Source organism: Kitasatospora sp. NPDC088346, from assembly GCF_044740765.1.
Classification (GTDB): Bacteria; Actinomycetota; Actinomycetes; order Streptomycetales; family Streptomycetaceae; genus Kitasatospora.
Map to the genome: position 1 here is coordinate 1 of NZ_JBIURH010000048.1, position 16,677 is coordinate 16,677.

At 69.6% G+C, this 16,677-nt stretch carries 18 protein-coding genes and 1 pseudogene; 14 read left to right on the top strand and 5 right to left on the bottom strand.

The window, feature by feature from the left end; translation table 11 throughout:
- Positions 1-185 precede the first annotated feature (185 nt).
- Complete coding sequence (locus ACIOFR_RS34780) at positions 186-602, bottom strand: hypothetical protein (protein ID WP_401003604.1); 417 nt, start codon at positions 600-602, stop codon at positions 186-188.
- Between the two features lie 237 nt (positions 603-839).
- On the opposite strand from ACIOFR_RS34780, the pseudogene ACIOFR_RS34785 reads away from it, so the two are divergent.
- The 10 genes and pseudogenes from ACIOFR_RS34785 to ACIOFR_RS34830 all read left to right on the top strand — a co-directional run bounded on the left by ACIOFR_RS34785 (position 840) and on the right by ACIOFR_RS34830 (position 6,851).
- A pseudogene (locus tag ACIOFR_RS34785) lies at positions 840-1,843 on the top strand (IS5 family transposase).
- 521 nt (positions 1,844-2,364) lie between these two features.
- On the top strand, positions 2,365-2,835 hold the full coding sequence (locus tag ACIOFR_RS34790; RefSeq protein WP_401003606.1) for a hypothetical protein: 471 nt from the start codon (positions 2,365-2,367) through the stop codon (positions 2,833-2,835).
- Positions 2,832-3,020 carry a hypothetical protein gene (locus ACIOFR_RS34795; protein WP_401003608.1) on the top strand — a complete coding sequence of 63 codons (189 nt, stop codon included), beginning with the start codon at positions 2,832-2,834 and terminating at the stop codon, positions 3,018-3,020. Before ACIOFR_RS34790 ends, ACIOFR_RS34795 begins: the two co-directional genes overlap by 4 nt.
- Positions 3,017-3,211: a hypothetical protein gene (locus tag ACIOFR_RS34800; RefSeq protein ID WP_401003609.1), complete on the top strand. Its 195-nt coding sequence runs from the start codon at positions 3,017-3,019 to the stop codon at positions 3,209-3,211. Before ACIOFR_RS34795 ends, ACIOFR_RS34800 begins: the two co-directional genes overlap by 4 nt.
- A gap of 148 nt (positions 3,212-3,359) precedes the next feature.
- A complete protein-coding gene (locus ACIOFR_RS34805) occupies positions 3,360-4,184 on the top strand; it encodes a helix-turn-helix domain-containing protein (RefSeq protein ID WP_401003611.1) in 825 nt (274 codons plus the stop codon).
- Positions 4,181-4,861 (top strand): hypothetical protein, encoded by a 681-nt coding sequence (locus ACIOFR_RS34810; RefSeq protein ID WP_401003613.1) that lies wholly within the window; start codon positions 4,181-4,183, stop codon positions 4,859-4,861. Before ACIOFR_RS34805 ends, ACIOFR_RS34810 begins: the two co-directional genes overlap by 4 nt.
- The gene (locus ACIOFR_RS34815) at positions 4,858-5,268 is read left to right on the top strand and encodes a hypothetical protein (RefSeq protein WP_401003615.1); all 411 of its coding nucleotides are present in this window, start codon (positions 4,858-4,860) and stop codon (positions 5,266-5,268) included. The genes ACIOFR_RS34810 and ACIOFR_RS34815 overlap by 4 nt, the downstream gene beginning before the upstream one ends.
- Before the next feature lie 107 nt (positions 5,269-5,375).
- The gene (locus ACIOFR_RS34820; protein WP_401003617.1) at positions 5,376-5,558 is read left to right on the top strand and encodes a hypothetical protein; all 183 of its coding nucleotides are present in this window, start codon (positions 5,376-5,378) and stop codon (positions 5,556-5,558) included.
- Positions 5,555-6,079, top strand: coding sequence for a hypothetical protein (locus ACIOFR_RS34825; protein WP_401003619.1), 525 nt, complete (start codon positions 5,555-5,557; stop codon positions 6,077-6,079). The genes ACIOFR_RS34820 and ACIOFR_RS34825 overlap by 4 nt, the downstream gene beginning before the upstream one ends.
- Positions 6,024-6,851 (top strand): hypothetical protein, encoded by an 828-nt coding sequence (locus tag ACIOFR_RS34830; RefSeq protein WP_401003620.1) that lies wholly within the window; start codon positions 6,024-6,026, stop codon positions 6,849-6,851. The genes ACIOFR_RS34825 and ACIOFR_RS34830 overlap by 56 nt, the downstream gene beginning before the upstream one ends.
- Before the next feature lie 57 nt (positions 6,852-6,908).
- On the opposite strand, the gene ACIOFR_RS34835 is transcribed toward ACIOFR_RS34830, so the two are convergent.
- From ACIOFR_RS34835 to ACIOFR_RS34845, 3 genes are all read right to left on the bottom strand, one after another.
- On the bottom strand, positions 6,909-7,463 hold the full coding sequence (locus ACIOFR_RS34835) for a hypothetical protein (RefSeq protein ID WP_401003622.1): 555 nt from the start codon (positions 7,461-7,463) through the stop codon (positions 6,909-6,911).
- A 440-nt stretch (positions 7,464-7,903) separates the two neighbouring features.
- A complete protein-coding gene (locus tag ACIOFR_RS34840; protein WP_401003624.1) occupies positions 7,904-9,319 on the bottom strand; it encodes a hypothetical protein in 1,416 nt (471 codons plus the stop codon).
- Between the two features lie 309 nt (positions 9,320-9,628).
- A complete protein-coding gene (locus tag ACIOFR_RS34845) occupies positions 9,629-9,985 on the bottom strand; it encodes a hypothetical protein (protein ID WP_401003625.1) in 357 nt (118 codons plus the stop codon).
- A gap of 176 nt (positions 9,986-10,161) precedes the next feature.
- On the opposite strand from ACIOFR_RS34845, the gene ACIOFR_RS34850 reads away from it, so the two are divergent.
- From ACIOFR_RS34850 to ACIOFR_RS34860, 3 genes are read left to right on the top strand one after another with little or no spacing between them, the layout of a single operon-like run.
- The gene (locus tag ACIOFR_RS34850; RefSeq protein WP_401003627.1) at positions 10,162-10,680 is read left to right on the top strand and encodes a helix-turn-helix domain-containing protein; all 519 of its coding nucleotides are present in this window, start codon (positions 10,162-10,164) and stop codon (positions 10,678-10,680) included.
- A gap of 3 nt (positions 10,681-10,683) precedes the next feature.
- Positions 10,684-11,937 (top strand): PBSX family phage terminase large subunit, encoded by a 1,254-nt coding sequence (locus ACIOFR_RS34855; protein WP_401003629.1) that lies wholly within the window; start codon positions 10,684-10,686, stop codon positions 11,935-11,937.
- Complete coding sequence (locus ACIOFR_RS34860; protein ID WP_401003631.1) at positions 11,924-13,390, top strand: phage capsid protein; 1,467 nt, start codon at positions 11,924-11,926, stop codon at positions 13,388-13,390. Before ACIOFR_RS34855 ends, ACIOFR_RS34860 begins: the two co-directional genes overlap by 14 nt.
- Here the strand turns inward: ACIOFR_RS34860 and ACIOFR_RS34865 are convergent.
- Complete coding sequence (locus ACIOFR_RS34865) at positions 13,383-14,387, bottom strand: hypothetical protein (RefSeq protein ID WP_401003632.1); 1,005 nt, start codon at positions 14,385-14,387, stop codon at positions 13,383-13,385. The two genes, ACIOFR_RS34860 and ACIOFR_RS34865, sit on opposite strands and share 8 nt — an antisense overlap.
- 73 nt (positions 14,388-14,460) lie before the next feature.
- Between ACIOFR_RS34865 and ACIOFR_RS34870 the strand changes: the two genes are divergently transcribed.
- A complete protein-coding gene (locus ACIOFR_RS34870) occupies positions 14,461-16,674 on the top strand; it encodes a phage minor capsid protein (protein ID WP_401003634.1) in 2,214 nt (737 codons plus the stop codon).
- The last annotated feature ends 3 nt before the right edge of the window (positions 16,675-16,677 follow it).

Consider the following 16,677-nt stretch of genomic DNA (forward strand, 5'->3'; position numbering starts at 1 on the left):
GGTACCTCACCCCACTCGAAACCCGAGCCAGACTGCAGCACGACTTCACCCCCGCAGCGTAAGCACCCGCTGTCCAGTTCCAAGGGGGAACTTCACACCCGCCCAAAAGCTTGTTCGACCTTACGCCCGAGTACCGGTTGAGGCGAGGATGATCTGATCTTGTGAGAGGTGTGTATCGGTACTAACTAGGACGCATCCGGCGAAGAGCCGTCCGCCCCTTCGCTGAGCGCCTCGATCACGGCCCGCGCTCGGGACAGATCGTCCGGCGCCATGCCCTCCAGGTGGCCGAGGATGACCCGCACGTCTTCCGGAAGTCCCGACAGCTCGGTGCTGGTGTACTGCAGCCACTGCTCAGCTGCCGCTCTCTGGACCTCTGGCAGCGGCAGCTTGAGCCCGGCGGCCAGGGCTCGAAGGACGCGCGCTTCCGGCGCGCGGGCCACATTTCCCTTCACCAGCTTGTGCAGCCATGTGGCGCCGACGCCCTCGCTGGTCTGCGGGTCAATCGCGACAGCTGCAAGTGCTTGATAGGACATGCCAGGCCGGTCTAGTGCGGCGCGCACCATCTGAGTAAGGGCATCGCGGCCCGCTGCACCCTTGGACATCCCCGGTTCCCTTCGCACGCTTCCTCCGGTGTCATGCGACGACACCGAAGTACTGACGGTGGGGCCTCGACAACGCCCTGCCGCGTTCGCGAACGAGGCTAACAGTCAGCACCCCGTAATCCCATATCAGCGCGGGCCGACATTGCGGCGAACACGCCAACTAGGGCGCGTATCTGGTTGTGATCAATCTGCGGGTTTTGCCCTCGTGGTTGCGCCTGATCCGCTAGACCGTGTGGTGTGACGCGAGTGCAACTGACTGACACAGAGTGGGAGTTCATCGGGCCGTACCTGCCGATCGGCGAGTACGGCCCGTACCCCGAGCGGTTGCGTCGGCAGTTCGAGGGTGTGATCTGGCGGTTTCGGACCGGCGGCCAGTGGAGGGAGATGCCGAGCGAGTTCGGCGCCTGGTCGACGGTCCACAACCGCTTCCGGCAGTGGCGTAACGCCGGGGTCTTCGAGGCCCTGCTGGAGGGCGCGATCGCGGAGGCCGCGAAGCGGTGTGAGGTGGATTTGTCCCTGGTCAGCGTGGATTCCACTACTGTCCGGGCCCATCACGACGCCGCCGGGATGCACCTCGACCCGGACACCCTGGCCGACCTGGAGAAGGCCGCCGAGGAGGCGGAGAAGGCCCGGCAAAAGGGGGAGGCCCGAAGGAACAAGACGGGCAGGACACCGCAGACGACCCGGAACGGGACGAGCGGCGACGTGTCCGGCGCAGACGCAAGCTCCGCCTGAAGGAGGCACTGCTCGGCCGGTCCAGAGGCGGGCAGACCAGCAAGGTCCACATCGCCGGCGAGCGCAAGTGCCGCCCCCTGGCGATCGTCCTGACCGAGGGGCAGGCCGCCGACAGCCCGCAGTTCATCCCCGTGCTGGCGAAGGTCCGCGTTCGCGGGCCCGTCGGCCGGCCCCGCACCCGGCCCGACGCGGTCGCCGGCGACAAGGCCTACTCCTCCCGCGGTAACCGCGCCCACCTGCGCAGACGCGGCATCAAAGCCGTCATCCCGGAGAAGCGGGACCAGGCCGCCAACCGGAAGAAGAAGGGCAGCAAGGGCGGCCGGCCCGTCGGCCACGACACCGAGCTCTACAAGGACCGCAACACCGTCGAGCGCCTGATCAACAGGCTGAAGGCCTGGCGGGGCATCGCCACCCGGTTCGACAAGACACCCGAGAGCTACCTCGCCGGCCTCCACCTCCGCGCCTCGATGATCTGGATCAAGGACCTCACCAAGACCAATCCTTGATCACGACCAAATACGCTCCCTAAGGCCCAATGGGCGCCGGACGCCCGTCATCAATGCGCACAAAAGTCATTCGCGTTCGCGAATGCGAAGGTGTAGCGTCGCGAAGCGGAACGGAAGCGACATGAACCGACGCGAAGGAGCGTGGATGGCTCTCCTACACGACTACGCCGGCGCCGCAGCGGCTCTATCCCTGCCCGAGACGTGGTTGCGCCGGAACATCAACCGGATTCCCCACGAGAAGTACGGAAAGTACGTCCGATTCGGCCCTGAGCACCTCGAAGCAATCCGGGCCATGCATCAGGTCTTGCCGGCGTCCCGACCGGCCTGCGGCCCGGCCGACCTCATTCCGCGGGGTGCCCGATGAACGAGCCTTGCACCGGGCACCTCCGGATCACTGCCGATCCCTCGCTCATCGACGCAGTGCTCGCCGCCCTCCGGGCGAACCCGTCCCTTTCGATCGCGCGAGTCTCCAAGGCCCACCCGGAGACCGACGGCCGCCTGCGCGTGTATGTGAGGCTCCGGTGATCCGGGCGTCGCTACACGCAGACGGGTACACCGTTCGCCTTGACGTCACCGATGCCGCGGAGCTGCTGCTCGATCAGGTCGCCCGGGCCTACGCCACAGACGGGCAGCTCGTCGGCGAGCTTCTGCGGAGTCTCGCTGTGGCGGCCGACCACCACCGGTCGCGCACCCTTGACCCCACTGCCACTGACTACGGCCGCGATTGGTCGGGCGCCGCTCTCGACGCCGCCCGCGACCGGGCCCGCCGCGGGATGCGGGCCGCGCTGTTGCGTTGGTCCTACCGCCGGCGACGGGCCGCCGTGGTGCGGCGCCTGCGGGCCGAGCTGCTCGACGTCCTGCCGGCCGCCGACGGCCTGCTCGGTGCCGATCTGTCCTACCGGACCGCGGTCGAGCTCGGCGAGCAGCTGCAGCAGCTCGCCGCGCGCACGGTTGCCGGCCGCCGCTCAATCGAACTGGAGTGCGAGCTATGACTGTGCACGCGCTGCCGCGGTCCTCCGCGCTCTACCTGGCGGCGGCTCGCGCTGCTGAGGATGCCGAGCAGGTCCGGCAGGTGTGGCGGGCGGCGCAGGCCGCCGGCGAACCGCGGTGGTATCTCGGTCTGATCGCCCGCATCGGGCAGGCCAAGGCCGGCGCCGTGGCGAGGGCCGCCGCGTGAGCGGCCGGCCGGGCGTCGAGGACGTCGTCGAGGCGCCGCTGCAGCTCGCCGTCGACGGCACCGCCCACCCCTACCCGACCACCGTCGAGCCTGCTCGACCGCGCCGGCGCCGAACCGCCGCGCAGCCGGTCGTCGCTGCCGATCTCGGCCCGGTGCCCGGGCAGCTCGTCGCGGTCGATGTCGCCTCGTGAGCCCGAGGTGCGCGGCCGGCCGCACCCCGTGCGGGCGGCCGGCCCGCCCGTACTCGTGCGGGCCGCGCTGCAGCTCGCACTCGCCGGCCGCGGCCGCCGGCCGGATCGATCCCCCAACCATCCCCAACGCTCCAAGGGAGAAAGCACGTTGAGTCACGCCGCCCGCGATTGGGTGTGGGAGAAGTCCACCGCCCGTGGCACCGCCCGCCTGGTGCTGCTCTCGCTCGCCGAGCACGCCGGCCCAAACTGCACGGCCTACGGCTCGACCCGCTCTCTATCCACCCGAACCCGGGCCTCACAGCGGGCCATCGTCGCCGCCGTCGACACGGCGATCGAGTCCGGCGAGCTGCAGCTCGTCGAGGGCCGGCGCGGGCCACGCGGTGAGCGCGTCTACCGGCTGCCGCTCGCCGTCGGGTGGGTGCCCGGTGCCGACTCGAACGACGGTGCAGAAACTGCACCCCCGTCGAGCGGGGGGTGCGAAATCTGCACCGGTGGGGGTGCGGATTCTGCAGGGCAGGGGTGCAGTTCCTGCACCGGTGGGGGTGCGGATTCTGCACCCCAGAACCAGAGGGAACAGGGAGTAACGGGAGGGAACCAGAAGAGGCGGGCGCGGGCGCGCACGGGCTCTGCCGCCGTCGGGTCCTCCGTCACCTGCGCTCTGACTCCCAACTGGCAGCCCGACGACGAACTGATCGGGTGGGCCGCGGTCTCCGGCCACCTGCAGCGGCTCGGCCTCGACGGCCTCGACGCAGCCACCGCGAAGTGGCTTGCTCACCGCGCGACTGCGCCGGAGCGCACGGCCGGTCAGTGGCGCGCGGACTGGCAGCAGTGGATCGCCCGGGAGCGGCCGGCCCGCGGTCCGTTGCGGTCGATCCCCGGGGGCGCCTCCCGTCCCTCACCACCGGCTAACCGGAATGCCGAGCTGCTGCAGGCCGCGCTCGCCGAGATGAACGCCCGAGGGGGTACCCGATGACCCCGGACGAGGTCGCCGCGCTGCTCGCCTACGTGGCCGAGCTCGACCCGCGGACCGCGAACAACACGGCCGATGAGGCGGTCGCACAGCTTCGCCGCTGGTGCGAGCTGCTGCAGGACGTGCCGGCCACCGCTCCGGACGGGTGGGACGCCGCCGCCGTCGTGCGCCGGCATGTGGCCGAGTCGCCGTGGCCGATTCTGGCCGTCGACGTCACCCGGCCGTGGGCCGCCCACCGGCGGGCCCTGCTCGGCCGACACACCGACCCGCGCCCCGCCGTCGACCCCGACGACGTCACCGCCTACCAGGCCGCGATCCGGGCGCAGCGGCAGGCGGTGGCCACCGGGCGGGCCGAGCCGACCAGTTCGCGGGAGTTGACCGGCGGGCCGCACCCGTCGGTCGCTGGTCTGATCGGGCGGGCGCTGCCGGCCGGGGCCGCCGCCGCGCTGGCGCCGCACCGTCCGGTGCGGGCCGCGCGGGAGGCCGCCGCGGCGGCCGGCCGGCCGGATGCGCTGGCCGTCGCCTGCTCGTGGTGCCGGGCGCCGGCCGGTGAGCCCTGCAGGCGCCGCACGGCCGCCAAGGGGGATCGGGCCAGCACGTGGCATCGCCGCGCGACCGTCCACCCGTCCCGCCTCGACCAGGCCGCCGAGCAGGCTGCCCGACAGGAGAGTGCCGCATGACGTCCCGCCACCGCCGCAACAGCCCCCGCAACATCGGCAACCAGTCGAACTGCCGGCTCACCGCCCGGTGGCTGACCACCGAGCGGCCGACGCTGTTCGACTCCCCCGACCGGCGCCGGTGTGCGCGGGTCGCGCGGCAGCTCGCCGCGGCCGGCGCGCTGGTCCTGGTCGAGGAGCACCTCGGCCATGGTGCGTGGCGCCTGCTGCAGCGGCTCGACGGGCCGGCGATCGTGCGGGCGCGGCGCGCAGCCGAGCGGCTCGCCACCGAGCAGGCCGAGCAGCAGCTGCTCGTCGACCGGCAGCGGGAGCTCGCCGCCGTCGAGCGCCTCATGGTGCAGCCTCCCGTGCCCCGCGACGGAGGCAACCCGAGGGCCCGAACTGTCGCACAGGGTAGGGGAATTCGTTGATCTTCCCGCCGCGACCGGTCGATGCGTCTCCCATGCGCGCGGGTGTCCGCGCCGCCCCTTCCGAAAGGTCACAGCCCGTATCTGTTCCCCCTCGTTCGTTGGTCACCGTGACCCGTGCCGAGCGTGTGCTCGACGTCCCCGTATCCCTGCCCGACACTGCCGAGCTGCTCGACGTGGTCCGCTCCGAGCTGCGTACCGCGGGCCGTGCCGCGGCCGACGCCGAGCTGCGGCTCGACGAGCACGGGCTGCTCGTCGTCTCCTACCTGGTTGCCCCCCGGGGTGAGCAGTGAGCGCCCCGACCGCCGGCGCCCGGCCGGACATCGAGCAGCTGCTACACCTGGTCGCCCGCGCCGAGCGCGCCGCGCTGCTGCCGGCCGAGGCCGAGCTGCTGCGCACGGGCATCGCCGACCTGTCGCAGTACCGGGAGTGGTGTGGCGAGTGGTCCCGCCGGCACATGCGGCTGCGGCGCATCGCGCAGCAGCGGCTGCGCGCCCTGCAGCGATCCCTCGCCCGGGCGCAGCGCGGCCGGCTCGCCGAGGTCGAGCTCGCCCGCCTGCAGGCCACCCTCGCCGCCGGCACGCGGCCCGCAACCCCCGGGCCGGCGTACGAGCAGCTGCTCGACGGATGGGCACTGGCCCGCGCCGCCGCCCACCTACAGCCGGCCCCTAGACCGGCCCGGGTGCCCCGTACCACCACAGAGGGGCGCCCGGACCAACCAACTGACCTACCCTTCAACACAATTGGGAGATCACACCGTGTACCACACCGCCAACATTCGCCGAGCGGCCGAGCAGCTGCGCACCGTCCGTGAGGAGTGGGGCGCGCTGCTGGTCGCGATCGAGCAACCGCCGGCCGACGCGTGGCCGCCGGTCCAGCTCTCGGCCCACCTCGCCCGCCAGCAGGCCGGCGACGAGCAGCTGCTCGACGTCGTCGACCGCGTGCCGCTGACCCTGCGCCAGCACCCGGCGCCGGCCAACCTCGACGCGCTCGACGCCGCGGTGCGCATCGAGGGTCTGCTGTTCGATCTCGCCGACACGCTCGCCGCCGCGGTGCAGCGCCCGATCGGCCGGCGCCTCGTGTCCGCCCCCGGGCGCCCGCCGCGGTGGGGGGTCGACAAGGTAGACGCCGGCGACCCTCGCCGCTGGACTTACCGCAGCCCCACCGACCCCGGCAGCCGCCGGCACGGCCTGCACTGGGCCGCGCTGTTCGTCGAGGGCCGGCTGCTCGACGAGGACACCGCCCCCGAGCCGCGCGGCGACCGCACCCGCGAGCCGGCGTTGTTCGGCCTGCTGCCCGAACACCTGCAGCGCGAGGCCGTGCGCGTCGCCGGACAGGCCGAGCGGCTCGTGCTGCGGGCCCTGCGGATCGACCCGCGCGAGCAGGTGATCGAGGGACGGCCGTGCCCTTGGTGCGCCGGCGAGCTCACCCTGCACACCCACCCGCACGGCACCCCACGGGTCACCTGCAGCACCGGGCCGGCCTGCTCGGCACCCGTGCCGCTCGGCGATCACAGGCAACGCGTGTGGGGCGTCGCCGACCTGCTCAACCTCGTCGAGGCGCTCGGGCGCAGCACTGCCACCTGAAGAGCACGTCGGCGGGCCTGACTGGCAACCGGGCCAGCCGAGAGCGCAAACGATGGCCTACGGGCGATGATGCTGCTGGCGATACGCGCGATAGCTCGCACCTTGCCCAGTGGGCGACGGCTGCACCCGGCTAGCCCTACCCCGCGCGTGGGTGGTCCATTCACGCTGATCCCGAGCACCCACGCAGTTGAACCTCAACTCGAACTCAACGGGTTCAACGTGTCGCCACTCGATGTCCAACTCAACATGAACAGTGCCACCCTGGACTGAGCCATTCCACTGACGGGGGCTTGCATCACCCCTCACATACTCACCGGATGCAGTGAGTTGTACACGCCTCAGCTCCACCCCCGATGTCTGCTGGATCTCCAGCCGGGCGATCGGCTGGCCATTGTCGTCGTCGTCGATGACTGCCGAGATGACCGCGAACCGCGGACTGTCACGCTCGTCGCGCTCCTTGCTCATGAGCACTATCTGCGCTTCAGCCGCCGCTGCCTGTCGCTCGGCAGCCTCTGCAGAGCGCCGAGCGAGCCACGCCTGCCAACCTGCCACCGCAGCCGCCGCAACCGCGACCCCTGCAGAGCCAAGCGCGATCTTGTTCTCTAGCTCCACGCGTCTCCCTAGCACCCCAACACTGCCCATTGGCAAGACTAGTTCGAGTCGCCGAACATCACATAGGTCGCCGGCGAGCTCACTTTTCGTACCTCCCCGCGCAGAGCTCGCGGGCCACCTGCAGCCCGCTCGGCGCCCGTGGTCACCGACGACCGCGAGCGACGCCTCTGGCAGGCGGTCGAGCTGCTCGACCTGCTCGCCGCCCTCGACGAGCCGACCGCCGCCCCCTCCGCAGCGCGAGAGGCGCACCCCCAACCAGCGGGCCCGGGCGCCTTGCCCGGGCCCGTTTTGGCGAACCCTTGCCCGTACAAGCTGTAATCATGTCAGCCGAGAAGAAGCTCGCCGAGCAGCTCACCCGGATCATCACCGACCCTACGACTGCTCCAGCAGTCTTTCCTGCGGCGCGCCTGCCATCGCTTTACGGGAACGGTACGGCATCCCTAGCTGGGCTCTAGGTCAGCGCGCTGGACATCACCGCGCATGAACCGAGGCAGAGAAGAGATTGCCGGCCCACCCTCGATGGCTCCTCTTCCAGATGGGTCCACCTGATATGGCACTGACCTGCTGCCCTTGGTTGGACTATTTTTTTGAAGATTCCCATTCGAGACGTCGTAGATAAAGAACCCCAGCCATGCCAGTAGGCATACAAGTGCAGTCAGCGCCCTCAAACGCTTCCCCTGAAGCAGCACCGGAATAGTAGAAATGACCGAATAGCTCAAAATAGGCACCACGACTAGATTGTGATAACTATTGGCGACCGTCTCTTCCGTCAAACCCGAGCGGACATAAAGCACAATACCTACGGCAAGGCTGGTGGCGCCGACTATAGAATGCCAGGCAACACTCCCCGCCAATGGCAGTGACCCCCCTGCATCGCGGAGCATTCGGCCAATAAGCGCCAATTCAATTGCGATCAAGAAGTCGCCGGGCAAGCTAGAAAGTGCATAGTCATAATAACGCCCCTCGATAGCTAGCCGCAGAATTCCCACAATCAGGACAAAGGAGAGAGCGATCAGACCTGTAGCCCATGGAGGCAACTTCCTCAGCACCCATGCGCTCCCGATGAAATTGCTCCTGACAGGCGCCTGGGGAAGCTGGGCCCACCGCGAGAGCTCGCGACTCACCGTGCCTACAGCAATTCGCCTAAGCGTCTTCAGCTCCCTACCTGATGGGAAGAAGGTGAAGGCAAGCACCATAAATGCGGCCGCGGTATTAACGATGATCATCAGGGTATAGAACCCCACAAGAAACCAAAACCATCCCGCGCTTGCCCCCTCCCTATGTGCAACATATGCCGCATATCCGGTAAACCCCACGACAATAATCACATGCGAAATGAGCGTGAGAACCGTTAGGGCGGCAAACGGCCACAGAACGCCCTTCGGGGCGAAAATCCCTTGATGGAGTGTCACATATCCAGGGAAGTTAACATCTTCATCCCAGGGCTTTTTGGATAGCGTCGCCTCAAGTTTCATGAGATAGGACTGCCTGACTCTAGAGGCAGCATACTGAAACGTGACGTACCCGGTCAAAATGAGGAGCGGGAAAGGCGCAACGATCAGGATATCGGGAGAGATCTTGGTTAGCCTCTTTTCGTCGGCAAGGTATGCCGAAGCCGCAGCGAAGTAAGCAAGGGTGCCCGTTGTTACAGCAACGATCAGGGCCGCGGTATTTTGCTCATCACGCCTCTCCGTCTCATAAATTTTAAGACCAGCCTCGGTTAGCTGATCCGCCACATTCGGTGGTGCGACCTGCGCGGGCGCCTCCATCTCCGGCGAGGCCTTCGTCGCAGCCCGGGGCGCCCGCGCCCTGTCACGCGCGTCAGCCCAGCCTTTGCGCACATGTTTGAAGATCATTCATAGTCTTTACCCATGTACAGAACCGCCGTATCACAGCGTCGTGGCATACACCCGCCTGCGCCACCAGGGTTGCCATCAGTTCGACCAAGGGCTCGCATCACGCTTGCGCCCTTCCGCCCTACGGCGCAGCTGCCGCACGGAGAGGTGTGCTGGCCACGCTCGATCAGGGCTGAGCCCGGGCGGCCGAACAGGCTTGCGCCGTTACCTTTCCGTGATCTAGAGTTGGAGGCGCTTCCGGCGTGCCCGGAACGCCCCAGAGCTACGGCCCGTCACCCTCCCCCGAGCGACGGGCCATTGTCATACCTGCTACTCGTTGCGCCCGCGCCGCTGAGCCGCGATGACAGCGAAGCCCGAGCCGAGCAATGCCCCGGATGCCGCATCGAGCTCCCGATGCGTGACCGCAATGGCAATCATCACGGCAGCTGCCGCCACCGTTCGCACGATCTCGGATACCGGGCTTGACGTCTGGTCGCTAGCGGACCAACCCGCGGCCTGTCCGGTTTCGTCTTCCATGCAAAGAGCTCCCCTCTCAAGGCCGTTGATCGGCCGGACGATGGGGCGGCGCCGCTCCGCGAACAAGTCTGACACCCGGAAATTCATGATCAGAATCGACTCAGCGGGCGATCCTGCGATTGCCAGGCGGGCCAAGCCCTCGCTCTGCATAGCCCTCACCGCACGGGTAGCCCACAGACCTTCGATTCAATGGCAAATACCCCGAAAGTCCTTCGTTGCTGATAAGCATTACGATGCATTACTTATTTATCTGCGTGCGAAACTGCGCGCGCACCTTCAAGCTCTCCCATGCGGAGTAGACCGACGTCGGACAACGGAGGTGACCCATGCGCGAGCCGATCAACGACAAGGATCGCGAGCAGGTCCGCCGCCTGCATGCGGACGGGAAGTCCCGCAACGCGATCGCCCGCGCCATCGGGCGCAGCAGCTCGACCGTGTCCAAGATCGCCAGTGATGAGGGGCTTGCGTTCACCGGCGGCAGCCGGGTGGCGCCGGCGACCGCGGCGCGGCAGGAGGATCTCGCCGCGCTGCGCCGTGACCTGACGGCCCGCCTGTACCGGCGGGCTGCAGCCAACTTGGACCGGATCGAGGCAGACGCTTACGTGCGAGTCGAGCTGCTGCCGACGGGCGACACAATCGATGTCGTCTCGGACGACCCGCCGGCCGCGGACGAACGCCACCACTCACAGGCCATCGGCGGATATCTGACCAGCGCTGCACGGCTCGCCGAGATCGACGCCGGCACGTCCGGGCACGAGGTGCGGTCGATGCTCACAGACCTTGCCCGCGGCCTGCGCGATGCGTTCGCCGCCGACGAGGACGAGGGGGCCGCGGACGGGGGGTGAGCCGTGCTCTCCGCCCTCCCCCTGTCCCGCAAGCAGCTCCGCAGCATCGCCCGCGCGCAGGCCCGCATCAACATCTGGCACGGCGCCGTGCGGTCCGGCAAGACGGTCGCCTCGTTGCTGGCGTTCCTGCTGGCCGTTGCTGAGGCACCGCCGTCCGGTCTGATCGTCATCGTCGGGCGCAACCTGGCCACGATCGAGCGCAACGTGCTCGAACCCCTCACCGACGCCGCCCTGTTCGGTCCAGTCTCGGCGCGGATTCGGCACACGCGCGGCGCCACCACGGCGACCGTGCTCGGCCGCACCGTTCATCTGATCGGCGCGGCGGATGCCCGGGCCGAGGGCCGGCTGCGAGGGTTGACGGCCGCGTTGGCGTACGTGGACGAGGCGACGCTGCTCCCGGAGGCTTTCTGGACTCAGCTGCTCGCCCGCCTGTCCGTCGAAGGCGCAAAGCTGCTGGCGACCACCAACCCGGACTCGCCGGCGCACTGGCTCAAGGTCGGCTACCTCGACCGATCCGCCGAACTGAACTTGCGTGCCTGGCACTTCAAGCTCGCTGACAATCCTTCGCTGTCGCCGGACTACGTCGCGTCCCTCTCGGCCGAGTACGTCGGTTTGTGGAAACGCAGGATGCTCGACGGCGCGTGGGTCGTCGCCGAGGGCTCGATCTACGACATGTGGGACGAGCAGCAGCACGTCGTCGACGAGCTGCCCACGATCGTCCGGTACTGGCTTGGCATCGACTACGGCACCACGAACCCGTTTTCCGCCGTCCTATTGGGGCTCGGCGACGACGGCCTGCTCTACGCCTGCGCAGAGTGGCGCTACGACTCCCGGGCCCGGCGCCGGCAGATGACCGATGCGCAGTACTCGGCCGCCCTACAGGGGTGGCTCGGCGGGCTCGGCATCGAACCCGAGTGGACGTTCCTCGACCCGAGCGCGGCGTCGATGATGGCGCAACTGTGGGAGGACGGGCACCCCGGGGTGACCCGCGCCCGGAACGAGGTGCTCGACGGCATCAGGTCAGTTGCGACCGCGTTCGGCGCCGACCTGCTGCGCGTCCACCGCTCATGTGCCGGCCTGCTCGGCGAACTGCCCGACTACGTGTGGGATGCCGCCGCCGCGGCGGCCGGCGAAGACCGCCCGCTCAAGCGTGGCGATCACAGCTGCGACGCACTGCGGTACGCCGTCCACTCCACCGCGCACGAGTGGCGCCACCTACTACCGCGACCGGAGGTGACGACCGATGCCGCTGCCTGACAACGGGGCACCGTGGCCGCCCCGGCAGTGGGCGCCCGCGCTCGCCGAGATGGCCGTCGATGATGCGTGGTACTCCGGCGACCCGAAGCGGCTCGCCACCGTCTACCGCGGCCAGGCGCAGCGCAGCGACGGGCGGCGCCGGCTGTGGGGGCGCGACCGGACGCCGGTCCCGGGCCGGCGCGAGAACCGCCTGCACATCCCCATGCCGGCCGACGTCGCCCGCAAGAGTGCTTCGCTGCTGTTCGGGGAGTCGCCGCGGCTGACCGTGTCCGATACCACCCTGCAGGGCCGCCTCGACGAACTGCTCGACGAGCACGCCGACCGCGTGCTGTTGGAGGCCGCGGAGGTCTCCGCCGCGCTCGGCGGGGTGTACCTGGTCGCAGCGTGGGATGCCGAGATCGGCCCCCGCCCGCTACTCACCTCTGTGCACGCCGATGCCGCGCTGCCCGAGTTCCGATACGGCCGCATGGTCGCCGTGACGTTCTGGGAGGAGCTGGAGCGCACCGGCGCGACCGTGCTGCGCCGGCTGGAGCGGCACGAGCGGGGCCGGATCGAGCACGGCCTGTACCTGGGCACCCCCGACAATCTCGGCCGGACCGTGCCGCTCACCGAGCATCCGACCACGGCCGCTGTGGTCGACTCGCTCGGCCCGTCCGGCACCGTCGAGACCGGCATCGGCCAGTTGACCGCGGCGTACTGGCCGAACATCGGCCCGAACCGCGTTCACCGCGGCTCGCCGCTCGGCCGCTCCGATCTGCAGGGCCCGGCCCGCGATCTGTGCGACGCCCTCGACGAGACATGGTCGAGCTGGATGCGCGACATCCGGCTCGCCCGCGCCCGACTCATCGTCCCCGCCGGATACCTGCGCGACCGTGGCCCCGGCCAGGGCGCAGCGTTCGACGAGGATCGGGAGGTCTGGGCAACGCTGGACATCCCGCCGACCGAGGCCGGCGCCGGCATCACCATGAACCAGTTCGCGATCAGGGTCGAGGAACACAAGGCCACCTCTGACGCGCTGGTGCGGCAGATCGTCGAGGCCGCCGGCTACAGCCCGTCCACGTTCGGGCTCGACGGCGGGCCGGCCGCAACCGCGACCGAGGTCGAGGCCCGCGCGCACGACAGCATGGTGACCCGCAAAGCCAAAGTCCGTTACGCCTCACCCGCGTTGGCGGACATCACCGAGGCTCTGCTGCAGCTCGACCACGCGCTCGGCTTCTCCACCCTGACTCCGGAGCGGCCTGCGGTCGCATTCGGGCCGGCCGTGGCCGAGGACCCGACGTCGACCGCGCAGACCCTGTCCCTGTTGGCACAGGCACAGGCGATCAGCACCGAGACCAAAGTGCGCACTGTGCACCCGGATTGGGACGCCGACGACGTCGCGGCCGAGGTGCAGCGCATTCACGCCGAGACCGGGCAGGCCGTGCCTGACCCGGCGCCCGACTTCGTCAGTTGAGCGAGGGAGGGACGCCGAGAAAGGTGTCGCCCGAGGGATGCACGATGCCGATCTCGTGCTCGACGAGCAGGTCCCGCAGGTCTTCATCAGGCAGGGCAGGAAGGACAACGGCGCGCCGCGGGGGTTCGGGGTGCTCGTCGGTGCGGGTGTACCGGCTGTAGTCGAGCAACTGCCCGAGAGCCATACGGACCGCCTCCCGCCGGTAGGTGCCCTTCAACTCGTACAGGACATGATCCGTCACGTCGTACAGATCGGAGAGCAGCGTTCCAGTCTTGCCCTTGATCCTTATCTGAAAGCGCATCACGATATGTCCCTGCGCCTTGAGGTAAGCCTCGAACGCGTCGCTGAGCACCCCCTCGCGCCGCTTGGCAACTGTCGCCGGCACAGCAGCGCGCGGGCTCTCCTTCTTCGTGTTGTTCTCCGGTGCGACGAGCTTGCCCTCAGTCGTGTTGGAGGGCACCAGACGAGCAAGGGTGGTGAGCGCCGGCGGGATCTCATCCTCGACCTCGTGTTGCACCGTGCCCACGGGGCGCAGCCGAAAGACGATGACCCGCCGCCACTGCTTGTCCTCGTCGAGTCCCTGCCGAACGACGTAGGGGTGGTGCGCGTCGAGCTTGAACTCTCCGACGTAGCGGTGCCGCTTCGTGTCGGTGCCTAGCACGGTGCCAACCGCAACGAACAGGCGCAGCGGGCGGCCGTCCCGGGCGTGGTGGAGGACAGCGGCATTGTTCCCGCCGAACTTGCCGGTGAACGTCTGATCGCCCTTCTTACCGGCCGCGGTGTACTCGAAGACCGGGCCGAGCTCGTCGTGCTCGGCTAGCCATCCGTCGTGGTATCCGAAGGTGACCCCGACCTCGTGATCGGAGAACAGAGTGATGTTCTTCGGCTCGCGTGAGGGCACGATCCCGCCGCTGTTGCGGCTACCCCCGTAGACAGCGCAGATCTCCGGGCGGGTGCCGATCTGTCCGAGCTTGAACTCGGCGGCCGCATTCGTCATGGCGCGACGGTATCGGGGGGCACTGACAACGCCGCTACTCCTCGGGGAGGTGCACATGCCGGTATCCCCGTGGATGGCTGAGGACTTGGCCGACCGAGTGCGGGATCTGTACGCCGATGCCGAGCAGCGTCTGCTCGGCATCGTGGCGCGGCAGCTCGCCGACGGTTTTGAGGCGCCCGGGTGGGCGGTCGCCAAGTTGGCGGACGTGCAGCCCCTGCGCCGGGCGGCGCAGGGGGTTGTCGACGCGCTCGGCACCGCCATGACCACAGAGGTGCACGACCTGGTCGCGGAGGCTTTCAACCGGGGTGCGCGTACGGGCCTGGCCGAGCTCGGCGCCCTGGCCGACGTCGACGCCGCTCGCATCGCGGAGTCGACGCCGGCTGGCCGCGCCGTCGACCGGCTCGCCGCCGAGACGATCGAGCTCGTCACCGCCACCCATCGCGGCATCCTGCGCGGCGTCGAGGACGGATACCGGCAGGTCGTCTCCGAGGTCGCCGCTACTCCCCTGCTCGGCATCGACACCCGCCGGCTGGCCGCCGCCCGGGCCATGGAGCGATTCGCCGACCGCGGCCTGAAATCCTTCGTGGACCGGTCCGGCCGGGCGTGGCAGATGACGAGCTATGTCGAGATGGCCGTGCGGACCGCCGTCGGCCGCGCCGCGGTCGCCGGCCAAACCGACCGGCTACAGGCCGCCGGCGTCGACCTGGTCATCGTCTCCAACGCCCCCCGCGAGTGCCCCCTCTGCAAGCGGTGGGAGGGCAAGTTGCTGACCCTGGGCGGCCCGGACGGTCGGCACGAGGTCGAGGTCGAGCACGCCACCGACGACGGCCGCATGCTGCGCGTGTGGGTCGCCGGAAGCGTCGAGGAAGCCCGCAAGGCGGGATTCCAGCACCCCAACTGCCGGCACAGCCTTTCCGCCTACACACTGGGCGTGACGTCCATCGTTCCGCCGATGCGCTCGGACGGCACCGGCTACGAGGCCGGCCAGCGGCAGCGCGCCATCGAACGGCAGATCCGCAAGTACAAGAACCGCGCCGCCGGTGCCCTCACGCCCGAGGCGAAGCAGGTAGCCGAGCAGCGCGTGCGCGACTGGCAGGGACGGATGCGCGAGCATCTCGCCGCGCACCCCGACCTGAAACGGCTCCGGTACCGGGAGCAGCCCGGGGCCGGCAACCTGCCCGAGCCCCGTCGGCCGCTCGACCCGGATGCGGTCGAGGCCGCCCGGGTGCGGGCCGGCGACCACCGGACGCCGGCCGAGATGAGCGACGAGCAGCTCGGCGCGGCGATCCGGCACGGCAGCCTCGACGAGCGCGACCGCGCCCGCATCGAGGCCGAAGCAGGCCGGCGCGACGAGCAGGCCCTGCTCGACCGCATCCGGCCCGGCGGCCGGCTCGCCGAGAACCTCGTCGAGTTCGGCGATGACGAGCTCGCCCGCGCACTGCCGCTGCTCGACGACCGCGGCGTGCTGCGGATCGCGGCCGAGTTGGACCGGCGCGACATCGACGCCGCGCTGCCCGGCGCCCGCCAGGACCTGATCGCCATGTCCGAGCGGCAGCTCGCCGAACGGGCCCGGCACGCCACCGGGGACGAGCTCGCCGAGCTCGCCGCGGAAGCCGACCGCCGGCAGTTGCTCGCCGAGACGTTCCCCGGCGGCCGGCTGCGCGACGACCTGTCTCCCGTGGCCGACGACGTGCTCGGGTGGGCGATGCGCTACCCCGACCCCGACGGGGCCGCGCGCATTGCCGACGAGCTCGACCGCCGATACCCCACCACGCCGCCCACCCCGGCCGCCGGCACTGACGTCGAGGCGCAGCTCGCCAATCGGGCCGCGCTCGACGACGCGCTGCGCCCGGGCACGCGGATGGACGACTGGTCGTGGATTGACCAGGCGCCCGACGAACACCCGTGGGACCGCCTCCCGGCGGCCGAGCGGTGGCTCGCCGAACGGGAGTGGAGGGAGACCGGCAACCGGCAGGCGTTCAGCCGCGAGCAGGTGCGGCAGATGTACGACGAGTTCGTGTATCAGCAGTGGCTCGACGCTGAGGAACATTGCCGCGGCTACCTGCTCACCAAGAAGGCGGAGCGCGACGGCGTCGACCCGCTCTCGCTGTTCAGCGGGCCGTCGCACGTCGCCTACGCCCGGGCGTCCGAGGAGCTCAAACGGTATTGGGCCGAGGTAGGTCCGCGGACCACGCTCACCGAGTACACGGAGCAGCTGACCGGCGTGCGATCGGCCGCCGCCGACACCGCCCGCAAGAGCGCGGCCGACGTCCGCAATCGCTTCTGACAG